At 71.5% G+C, this 10560-nt stretch carries 10 protein-coding genes and 1 pseudogene; 5 read left to right on the forward strand and 6 right to left on the reverse strand.

What is annotated here, in order from left to right; translation table 11 throughout:
* Nucleotides 1-472: pseudogene (locus E1289_RS33050) on the reverse strand (AraC family transcriptional regulator); the annotation flags it as partial.
* Between the two features lie 122 nt (nt 473-594).
* Here E1289_RS33050 and E1289_RS33055 point away from each other — a divergent pair.
* The 5 genes from E1289_RS33055 to E1289_RS33075 are packed head-to-tail and all read left to right on the forward strand — an operon-like array spanning nt 595 to nt 5359.
* Complete coding sequence (locus tag E1289_RS33055) at nt 595-1596, forward strand: ABC transporter substrate-binding protein (RefSeq protein ID WP_131987321.1); 1002 nt, start codon at nt 595-597, stop codon at nt 1594-1596.
* Nucleotides 1597-1610: 14 nt separating this feature from the next.
* Nucleotides 1611-2450, forward strand: coding sequence for a siderophore-interacting protein (locus E1289_RS33060; RefSeq protein WP_131987323.1), 840 nt, complete (start codon nt 1611-1613; stop codon nt 2448-2450).
* Nucleotides 2440-3561, forward strand: coding sequence for an iron chelate uptake ABC transporter family permease subunit (locus E1289_RS33065; RefSeq protein ID WP_165970708.1), 1122 nt, complete (start codon nt 2440-2442; stop codon nt 3559-3561). Before E1289_RS33060 ends, E1289_RS33065 begins: the two co-directional genes overlap by 11 nt.
* The gene (locus E1289_RS33070) at nt 3558-4577 is read left to right on the forward strand and encodes an iron chelate uptake ABC transporter family permease subunit (RefSeq protein ID WP_131987325.1); all 1020 of its coding nucleotides are present in this window, start codon (nt 3558-3560) and stop codon (nt 4575-4577) included. The genes E1289_RS33065 and E1289_RS33070 overlap by 4 nt, the downstream gene beginning before the upstream one ends.
* Nucleotides 4574-5359 carry an ABC transporter ATP-binding protein gene (locus E1289_RS33075; protein WP_131987327.1) on the forward strand — a complete coding sequence of 262 codons (786 nt, stop codon included), beginning with the start codon at nt 4574-4576 and terminating at the stop codon, nt 5357-5359. Before E1289_RS33070 ends, E1289_RS33075 begins: the two co-directional genes overlap by 4 nt.
* A gap of 216 nt (nt 5360-5575) precedes the next feature.
* On the opposite strand, the gene E1289_RS33080 is transcribed toward E1289_RS33075, so the two are convergent.
* From E1289_RS33080 to E1289_RS33100, 5 genes are all read right to left on the reverse strand, one after another.
* Entirely contained in the window at nt 5576-6091 is a 516-nt protein-coding gene (locus tag E1289_RS33080) for a YbhB/YbcL family Raf kinase inhibitor-like protein (protein WP_131987329.1), read from the reverse strand.
* A 64-nt stretch (nt 6092-6155) separates the two neighbouring features.
* On the reverse strand, nt 6156-7064 hold the full coding sequence (locus E1289_RS33085) for a carbohydrate ABC transporter permease (protein WP_131987331.1): 909 nt from the start codon (nt 7062-7064) through the stop codon (nt 6156-6158).
* Entirely contained in the window at nt 7061-8005 is a 945-nt protein-coding gene (locus E1289_RS33090) for a sugar ABC transporter permease (RefSeq protein ID WP_207929312.1), read from the reverse strand. The genes E1289_RS33085 and E1289_RS33090 overlap by 4 nt, the downstream gene beginning before the upstream one ends.
* Nucleotides 8002-9075 (reverse strand): ABC transporter ATP-binding protein, encoded by a 1074-nt coding sequence (locus E1289_RS33095; RefSeq protein WP_131987333.1) that lies wholly within the window; start codon nt 9073-9075, stop codon nt 8002-8004. The genes E1289_RS33090 and E1289_RS33095 overlap by 4 nt, the downstream gene beginning before the upstream one ends.
* Nucleotides 9076-9106: 31 nt before the next feature.
* Nucleotides 9107-10560, reverse strand: a 1454-nt coding sequence (locus E1289_RS33100) for an extracellular solute-binding protein (RefSeq protein ID WP_207929313.1), incomplete at its 5' end; no start/stop codon positions are given.

Genomic DNA, 10560 nt, shown 5'->3' on the forward strand with positions numbered 1-10560 from the left:
CCAGGGGCGTGGGGGCGGTTGGGGCGCCGAGGCCGTCCAGGATGCGGCGGCGGGCGGCGAGCGCGGTCGCCTCGGCGCAGCCGCGGCGGGCGATCGTCTCGATGAGCCGCGCGGCCTCGTCGTCGATCGTCGCGGGGCCGGCGCGGAGGCCGGTCAGGGCGGGCGGGGCCTCGCGCAGGCAGATGCGGTAGACGGTCTGCCGGTCGCCCGCGCGCACGTCGTGGCTGACCGCGCGCATCACCCAGAACGCCTCGCCCGGCCCGAGGAACCGGGTGGCCGACCCGTACAGCGTCGCGAGGATGCCGTCCGGTGACCAGTAGAGCTGGTGCAGGAAGTCCTCGCGGTTCTCGCCGAACGCCAGGCCGCCCGACGAGCGGTACCTGAGCACGAGGATCCCGTCGGGTGCGCCGAGGCCGTAGCCGTACTCCTCGCACGACTCGGGATCGTCCCAGAGGTGTCGTGTGACCGGCACAGGATGTCCTCTCAGCGATATGGGCGGGGCTTAAGTAAGGCTAACCTAACCAGGCGTCGGACCATGTCAGCGGGGTGCCGACCCCCGATCGTCCTGTGGAACACCCTTGAAGGAACACGACCATGCACTCTCGTAAGCCCTGGAGACTCGCCGGCGCGGTGGCCGCCGCGCTCTTCCTCGTGACCGCCTGCGGCTCCTCCGGCTCGGAGCCCGCGTCCGGCGGCGCCTCCGAAACGCGGGTCTTCGAGGCCGACAACGGCAAGGTCACGATCCCCGCCGAACCGCGGCGGGTCGTCGCGACCGGGTACGCCGTGCCGGTCCTCATCGAGGCCGAGGCGAAGCTGGTCGGGATCTCCTCCTGGAAGCGCGGCCTGCCGCTGATGAGCGACGAGGACCGCAAGACCTACGACGGCCTCACCAAGATCGCCGGGGAGACGGCCGCCGAGACCAACTACGAGGCCATCGCCAAGACCGATCCCGACCTCATCGTCATCGGCGTCCCGAAGCCGGTCCTCGGCGACCTGGACATGAAGCGCCTCGCATCGATCGCGCCAGTCGTGGCCATCGGGCCGACCGTGCCGGACGCGTGGCGGGAGCTGTCGTTCCGCCAGGCCGACGCCGCCGGCCGGTCCGGTGCGGTCGAGCAGGCCAAGGCCGCCTACGAGAAGCGGGCCGGGGAACTCAAGGCCAAGTACAAGGACGCCCTCGCGGGGATGAAGTTCGGGCACGTCGGCGCCTACGGCGAGATCTCCTCCGGAGAGTTCCACCGCGAGTTCGGCGGCTCGTGGGGGACCAACATCGCCCAGGACATCGGCGTGACCTACTACGGCCAGGTCAAGAAGAAGGGCGGCGGCTCGGCGGATGTCAGCGAGTACTCGTCGCTGGAGGAACTGCCGCAGAGCCTGGGCGAGGCCGATGCCATCACCTACACGTTGGAGCACGACGGCGAGCCGGGCGACGCGGTGAAGTACGTCCTCGACTCCGAGCTGTGGCAGAAGCTGCCCGCGGTCAAGGACGAGAAGGCATTCGGACTCCGCTTCACCGAGGCGGCGACCTACGAGTCGGCGACGCGGACGCTGGACGAGATCGACAAGGCGCTCGCACCGCTGCTCGAGGACAGGTAGACCCGGGGGCACAGATGGAGATGGAACGCCACGAACCGCGGCGTCGCGTCCTGGAGCACCACCGGTCGGGCTCGGGCATCCGCCGCATCGGATACCCGATCGGCATCCGGACCGCCAGGCTGCTGCGCCGCGAGCAGCTCACGAAGAACATGCTGAGGCTGACCGTGGGCGGCCCGGAGCTGGCCGACTTCCACAGCTATCAGGCCGACGACCATGTCAAGATCGTCTTCCCGGACGCGGACGGTACCCGGCGGCTGCCTGTCCCCACGCCCGATCTGTCGCTGGACTGGCCGCAGCCGACCCCCGCCAACCGGACGTACAGCATTCGGCGTTTCGACGCCGAGACGTGCGAGATCGACATGGACTTCGTCCTGCACGATGGCGGGCTCGCCGCAGGGTGGGCGGTCGGCGCCCGGCCGGGGGAGGAGGTGGCGATCGCGGGGCCGCCCGGAGCCAAGGCGTTCCCGCACAACTACGACCACTACGTGTTCGCGGTCGACGCCACCGCGCTGCCCGCCGCCGCGCGGTGGCTGGAGGAGTCCCCGCCGGACGTGTCCGTCCAACTGGTGATCGAGACCGCCGACGCCGCGGACCACGCCTACCCCCTCGCCGACCGCGACGGGGCAGCGGTCACCTGGCTCGTGCGGGACGGCGGGCGTTCCCCGCTCGCCGACGTCGTACGGGCGCTCGACCCGCCCGCCGAACGCACCTTCCTGTTCGCCGCCGGGGAGACCGGCGCGATCAAGCCCTTGCGCGCCTGGGCCCGCGACTTCGAGGGCGCGGACGGCACGAAGGGAATGGACGCCCTGTTCACCGGCTACTGGAAGCGCGGAGTGGCCGGACTTGCCGACTGATCCAGGGGCCGGACTCGCCAAGGCCGGCCCTGACCAGGCCCGCCCCGGGCAGGCCCGCCCCGGACAGGCGCACCGGGCCCGGACGGGCCTTTCACGGGCGGGCCTCTACCGGACCCTCGGTACCCGGGACGGCACGACCCGGCGGGTCGTGGTCCTGCTGGGCGCGGTCCTGCTCGTGGCCGCCCTCGCGGTCGCGAGCCTGTCCGTCGGGGCGGGGGAGGCGTCGGCGTCCGAGGTCTGGCAGGCGCTGACCGGCTACACCGGCGCGAACGAGCACGTGATCATCCGGGACATCCGGCTGCCGCGGACGGTCCTGGCGATCTGCGTGGGGGCCGCCCTCGGCGTCGCGGGCGCCCTCAGCCAGACGCTGACCCGCAACCCCCTCGCCGAGCCCGGCATCCTCGGGTGGACGGCCGGAGCCGCGTTCGCGATCACGCTCGGCACGGTGCTCGGCGTCGGCGGGTCGCAGCAAGCCAGGCTCGCCCTCGCGCTCGCCGGGGCGGTGGTCGCGGCTCTGGTCGTCTACGGCGTCGGCAGGAGCGTGCCGCTGCGGCTGGTCCTCGCCGGTGTCGCCTTCACCTTCGTGCTGTCGGGACTGTCCCTCGCCCTGCGGTTGCTGAACCCCGACGTGCTGGACCGGTACCGGTTCTGGTCGGTCGGGTCGCTCGCCGGACGCGAGCAGACGCCGTTCGAGATACCGATGCTGGCGATCGCCCTCGCCCTCGCCGGGGCACTCGCGGTCACCCGGCCCCTGGCGGGGCTCGTGCTCGGCGAGGACGTCGCGCACGCGCTCGGCGCCCGCGTCACGCGGATCAGGCTGGCGGTCTTCGCGCTGATCACCGTCCTGGCGGGCGCCGCGACCGCCATCGCCGGGCCGATCGCGTTCGTCGGGCTGATCGTGCCGCACCTGGCGCGGCGCGGCGCCCGCGGGTCGATCCCGTGGCTGATGGCCTACACGATGGTGCTCGGCCCCATCCTGCTGCTCGTCTCCGACATCGGCTCGCGGATCCTGCTCCCGACTGGTGAGGTCCCGGTGGCGATCGTCACCGCGTTCCTCGGCGGGCCCGCGCTGATCTGGGTCGTCCGCCGGTACGGGGCGGTGGCGCTGTGAGCACGCTGGTGCTGCGCGCGGGCCGGGTGTCCGCGCGGATCGAGCGGCGGACGGCCACGTCGTCGCTCGTGCTGGTCCTCCTCGCGCTGGTGCTGGCGTTCGTCGCGCTGTGCCGCGGCGACACCTGGGACCCGCCCGGCGAGATCCTGGCGGCGCTGGCCGGCCGGGGGGACTCGGTGCTGGTCGTCCAGGAGTGGCGGATGCCCCGGGTCGCGGCGGCGCTGGTCTTCGGCGCCGCCCTTGGCGCCGCCGGATCGATCTTCCAGAACGTCACCCGCAACGCGCTCGGCAGCCCCGACGTGATCGGCCTCGACGCCGGCGCCTACACCGGCGTCCTCGTCGCGATCACCGTGTTCGGCGGGACGGCCGGCGGGCTGGCCGCCGGGTCTCTGACCGGCGGGCTCGCCGCGGCCGCCGTGGTGTACGTGCTGTCGCTGAAGTCGGGGCTCAGCGGGCTGCGGCTCGTCGTGATCGGCATCGCGGTGAACGCCATGCTGACCGCGGTCAACTCGTGGATCATCCTGCGCGCCGAGCTGGACGTCGCGATCGCGGCGACCGGCTGGAACGCCGGCTCCCTGAACGGCCTGGACTGGAACGAGGTCCGCCTGCCGTTCCTCATCATCGCCGTGCTGGCGCTTCTGTCGGCCACCCAGTCGCGGAGCATGGGGCAGGCCGCGCTCGGCGACGACGTCGCCGCCACATCGGGGGTGGCGCTGAACCGGTACCGGCTGATGGTCATCCTGGCGGGTGTCGGGCTCACCGCGACCGTCACATCCGTGTCCGGGCCGATCGTGTTCGTCGCGCTGGCCGCGCCGCAGATCGGCCGCCGCGTCGCCGGCGCCGCCGGGACGCCGGCGCTGCCCGCCGCGCTGACCGGTGCGCTGCTGCTCCTCGCCGCCGACCTCGCGGCCCAGACCGTGCTGGCCCCCGTCCAGCTCCCCGTCGGGGTCGTCACGACGGTGCTCGGCGGCGGCTACCTCACCTGGCTGCTGATCATGGAGATGAGAAGGCCATGAAGGGACGTCTCACCGCCGCCGACGTCACGCTCGCCTACGGCGACCGGGTGGTGTCGGCCGACCTGACCGTCGACGTCCCCGACCGGGCGTTCACCGCCGTCGTCGGCGCCAACGCCTGCGGCAAGTCGACGCTGCTGCGCTCCTTCGCCCGGCTGCTGGCGCCCGCGGCCGGGCGGGTGAGCTTCGACGGCCGAGACGTCCGCGACTACCGGCCGAAGGCCATCGCCCGCGAGATCGGGTTCCTGCCGCAGGGGCTCGTCGCGCCGGAGAGCATCGCGGTGCGGCAGCTCGTCGCCCGCGGCCGGTACCCGCACCAGACGCTGCTGTCCACCTGGTCGCGGGAAGACGAACGCGCGGTGGCGGCGGCGATGCGGGCGGCCGGCGTCACCGAGCTGGCCGAGCGGACGGTGGAGAGCCTATCCGGCGGGCAGCGGCAGCGCGTGTGGGTCGCGATGGTCCTCGCGCAGGAGACGTCCTACCTGCTCCTGGACGAGCCGACCACCTTCCTCGACATCACCCACCAGTACCAGCTGCTCGACCTGCTGGCCCGGCTCCGCGACGAAGGCCGGACGATCATCGCCGTGCTGCACGACATCAACCAGGCGTGCCGCTACGCCGACCACCTCATCGCGATGCGGGACGGCCGCGTCGTCGCCGCCGGCGCTCCCGCCGACATCGTCGACACCGCCCTGATCAAGGAGGTGTTCGACCTGTCGTGCGTCATCGTCCCCGACCCGGTCACCGGCACCCCGATGATCGTCCCGGACGCCCGCACGGACTGACCCTTCCGCGTGGACCGGGGGTTCAGGAGGCCCCTGGAAACCGGACCCAACGGCAGCAATGATCACCCACGGGTCGTGCGGCCGGAGGTCGCTCTGCGAGCGGAGGCCGCACGACCCGCCGCACGGCGGGCCGTTTCACGAGACGCGGAGCGGATCGGGAAACGGTGCGCCGTGCGCAACGGGGGTTCCAGGGGGTCGCCCCCTGGGCTAGTACACCTAGTACACGGGGATGATCGTGGCGCGGGCCAGGGTGTGGCCGGTGATGTTGAAGCCGACGACGGCCGGCATCGTGTCGGAGTCGAGGCCGAGGGACTCCACGTCCAGGGCGTGGACGGTGAACACGTAGCGGTGCGGGTCGCCGGGCGGCGGGGCGGCGCCGCCGTACGCCTTGGTCCCGAAGTCGCTGCGGGCGTGCACGCCGACCTTGGAGTCGGCGGAGCCGGCGCCGGTGGGCAGCTCGGTCACGTTCGCGGGGATGTCGAACAGGACCCAGTGCCAGAAGCCGCTGCCGGTCGGCGCGTCCGGGTCGAAGCACGTCACCGCGAAGCTCTTGGTCTCGGCGGGGAAACCCGACCAGCGCAGATGCGGGGAGTCGTTGTCGCCGCTGAACCCCCAGTCGTCGAACACCTGCCCGTTCGGGAGACGTTCGCCTTCGGTGACGTCGTCGCTGGTGACCGTGAACGACGGGACCTCGGGCAGGTACTCGTGCGGAAGCGGCGGCTTGCCGGCCATGGTGACCTCCTAGTCGGGACGGTTCTGCAGGGATCTCCCTACCCTTCATCCCTATCAGGAGGCATCAGGTCTTGACGGCGCCCATCGTGAACCCGGTGACGAAACGGTCGAGGAACAGGTTGAACAGGAACGCGATCGGCACCGCCGTGAGCACCGCGGACGCCTGGAGCGACTGCCAGAAGAACACGTCCCCGCGGATCAGCTGCGTCGGCACTCCCGTGCTGATCACCATCTCCGGGCTGGACGACACGAACGCCAGCGCGTACACGAACTCGCTGGACGTGAGCGTGAAGCTGAACACCACCACCGCGACGATTCCCGGGAACACCAGCGGCAGCACCGCCCGCAGGAACGCGCCGAGCCGGCTGTAGCCGTCCACCATGGCCTGCTCCTCGACGTCCTTCGGGACGGCCTTGAGGAACCCGATCAGCAGCCACACCGACACCGGGACCGTGATCGTCGGATACACGACGATCATCGACCAGAGCGTGTTCTCCAGGTGCAGCGCCACCACGACGCGGGTCAGCGACAGGAACAGCAGCGACGGCGGCACCAGGTACACCATGAAGATCGCGATGCCCATCGGCGTCCCCCACGGCCGGTCGAGGCGCGCGAGGGAGTACGCGGCCGGCAGCGCCAGTGCCAGCGTGATCGCCACCACCGCCGCCCCGACGATCAGCGTGTTGGCCACGAACGTCAGGAACGGTGTGTCGGTGAACAGGAACGTCACGTGGTCGGGCGTCGCCGGCATGTTGAAGAAGAACGGGTTGCTCTCCGGGTTGTACAGGTCCTGGTTCTGCTTGAACGCGCTGATCACGCTCCACAGGAACGGCAGCGCGCACAGCAGCGCCGCGGTGACCGCCGCCCCGTACACCCCGCACCGGGCCGCCGCGTGCCGGCGGCCGTACCGCCGCCGCAGCCGCGCCATCTCGTCCGCGGACACCTTCTTCTCGACGGGCGCGGTCGTGGTCATCGTGCCTCCAGCCGTCGGACGGCGCGCAGGATCGCGACCGCGGCCGCGAGCAGCAGCGGGAACAGGAACAGCGCGATCGCCGCGCCCTGGCCGACGTCGCCGCCCTCGATGCCGCGGAAGTACGCCCACGACGCCAGCACGTCCGTCGAGTGCGTGGGGCCGCCCCGCGTCAGCACGTACGGGACGGTCATGTCGGTGAACGTCAGGATCGCGCCGAAGAGCGCCGCCACGGCGATCACCGGCATCGTCAGCGGGATCGTCACCTCGAACATCCGCCGCCAGAACCCGGCCCCGTCGATCCGCGCGGCCTCGTCGAGGTCCCGGGGGATCGCGATCAGCCCGGCCATCACGATCACCGCGGCCAGCGGCGTCAGCCGCCACACGTGCACCGCGATCACCGACGCCATCGCCGTGCCGGGACGCCCCAGCCACACGACGTTCGCGTCGATCAGCCCGACGTTGCGCAGCACCCAGTCGACCGGCGAGAAGATCGAGTCGAGGAACCACAGCCACGAGACCGTGGACAGCGCCACCGGCGTCGTCCACGGCAGCAGCACCAGGAACCGGACGAACCACTTGCCGCGGAAGTCGGCGACGAGGATGTTCGCGAGGATCTTCCCGAACACCACGATCAGCAGCATGCTGACCACGGTGAACACCAGCGTGTTCCGCAGTGCGCGCCAGAACACCCGGTCGTCGAACACCTCGCCGAAGTTGGCGAACCCGACGAAGTCGAACGACGGGTCGCCGGTCGTCACGTCCGAGAAGGCGAACGCGACCGCCAGCAGGAACGGGATGCCGACCAGCGCGATGATGTAGACGACCGACGGCAGCAGCATCACCCACGCGAGGAACCCCTCGCGGTCGGCGAGCCCGGCCTTCGGCCGCCCGTCGCGCTCGCGCGCCTCGACCGGCTCCGCCTCGGTCCGCACGTCCGTCACGAGGCGCCCCCGATCGGCACCGCGGCCGTCCGGACGCCCTCCGCGGCGTCGAAGAACCGGAACCGGTCGGCCGGCACCGCGAACTCGTGCGTCTCCCCGGCCGCCAGGGGCGTCGCCACCGTGGCGGGCAGCCGCGCGATGACCCGGGTCTCCTCGCCGATGCCCGTCACCGTCCCGTACACGTGCCGGTCGCCCGACAGGTACTCCATCCGCTCGACCCGCAGCGGCATCGTCACCCGCTCCGCCGCCGTGACGTTCTCGGTGGGCAGCAGATGCTCGGGGCGGAACCCCACCAGCCGGTCCTCGCGCGGCACCAGGTTCATCGGCGGCGCCCCGATGAACGTCGCGACGAACGTGTCCGCCGGGTCGTCGTACACCTCCTGGGGCGTCCCGACCTGCCGGACCCGGCCGTGCTCCAGCACCGCGATCCGGTCACCGAGCCCCATCGCCTCCGCCTGGTCGTGCGTCACGTAGATCGTGGTGGTGCCGACCCGCTCCTGGAAGCGCTTCAATTCGTCCCGCGCCGTCGCGCGCATCTTCGCGTCCAGGTTGGACAGCGGCTCGTCCAGCAGGAACACCGCCGGGTCACGCACCAGCGCCCGCGCCAGCGCGACCCGCTGCCGCTCCCCGCCGGACAGTTGCCGCGGCTTGCGGCGCAGCAGCGGCGTGATCTCCAGCAGCTCCGCCGCCCACGCCGCCTTCTGCTCCCGCTCCGCCCGCTCCATTCCCTCCGCGCGCAACGGGAAGACGATGTTGTCCAGCACCGTCTTGTGCGGATAGAGCGCATACGATTGGAACACCATCGCGATCTGCCGGACCCGGGGCGGGAGCCCGTTCACCACGTTCCCGCCGATCAGCACCTCGCCCTTCGTCGGCTGCTCCAGGCCCGCTATCGTCCGCAGCAACGTCGTCTTCCCGCACCCGGACGGCCCGAGCAGCACCAGGTACTCCCCGGGCTCCGCCGCCAGATCCACCCCGTCCAGCGCCAGCACCTGCTCCGACCGCCCCCGCCGCGCCCGCAGCTGCCCATCGAACGCCTTGACGAGCCCCTTGACCTCAACAGTTTCCATGGCTGTGCCTCCCGGGAGCTGGGGGTCGGGCTCAGCCGCCTACGAGGCCGCGGGAGCGCCAGTTGTCGAAGATCTTTTTGATGGTCTCCTCGGCCTCCGCGACGGCGTCCTCCGGGGACGCCTGGCCGCGGGCCGCGCGGCCGAACATCGTCGGCAGGACGTGGGTGTTGAAGGTCTCGCCGACCGCCGGGTTGGCCGGGCCCGGGTAGCCGATGTTGGCGCTCCACGAGACGGAGTCCTTCAGGAAGCTCAGCTTGTTCGCGGGCTTGGCGCCCCACGGGTCGTTGTCCAGCCAGCCGTTCAGCTGGGGCACGAGCGACGGCCACGCCGGCAGGTCGTACAGCTCGGAGTGGTATGTCACGGCGGGGAAGTTCGCCGTGTAGTGCAGCAGGAACTCCTTGGCCGCGTCCGGGTTGCCCGCGTAGGACGGGACGATCCACTGCTGGATCACGTGCTGCGCCGCCAGCGCCGCCTTCGGGCCGCGCAGGGCGGGCACGAAGAAGATGTCGTCGCCGATCTCGCGGTTGGTGCTCATCGCGGTGCGCCACGCCGAGATCGAGTTCAGGATGTAGGACGACTTGCCGGCGATGAGCGCCTGGTTGTTGGACGCCGGGTTCCACGAGAAGACCTCGCTGGTCTCCGCCCCCTTGAACAGCCGGGCCATGTACTCCACGGCCGCGACGGTCGCTTCGGAGTTGATCGCGACCTGCTCGTTCTCGTCCTGGACGGAGCCGCCGAACGACCACAGCAGCGCCCGCGCCGCCATGTTCGAGTCGACCTCGGGGGACAGCCCGATCCCGCACGGCACCCCGGTCTGCTTCTTGATCTCGGAGGCGCCGCGCAGCAGGTCGTCCCAGCTCCCCGGGCCGTTCGGCATGCCGACCCGCTGCCACATCGACCGGCGGTAGTCGCCCGGGTCGGGCGTCCAGCCGGGGCAGTAGGCGTAGAACTTCTCGGTGTTGGGGTTGTAGCTCGACTTGCGGCACAGCTCCTGCTGCTGCCCCCACCGCTTGTTCGCCTCCTGGACCACGTCGGCCATGTCCAGGACGGACGGCTCGTACTGCGAGAAGGGCGCGATGTGCTGGATGAGGTCGTGCCCGCGCTTCGCCTGGATCTCCGACGCGGCGCGCCGGGGGACGTCCACGGTGTTGACGTGGTCGACGCGGACGTCGACGCCCACCTTCTTGCCCCAGTCGGCGACGAACTTGTCGAACCAGGTGTCGTGCCGGGGCACGAAGTGGCTCCACATCAGGATGCTGAGGGAGCCGCTCAGCTTCGTCGCGGGGGAGGTGAACACCTCCTTCGGAGCGTCGCCGGAGCCCTCCGCCTGCGGGCCGCTGGACTCGCTGGCGCATCCGGTCGCCAGCCCGTACGCGCCCGCCGCCAGGGCGGTGGACGATAGGAACCCGCGTCTACTGAGCCCGACGGAGTCGGCCCGGGGGGAGTGGGGGGTCGTCCCCCCTCGAAAGGTACTGAGCCGGGGGG

The organism is Actinomadura sp. 6K520, from assembly GCF_004349245.1.
Taxonomy (GTDB): Bacteria; Actinomycetota; Actinomycetes; order Streptosporangiales; family Streptosporangiaceae; genus Spirillospora.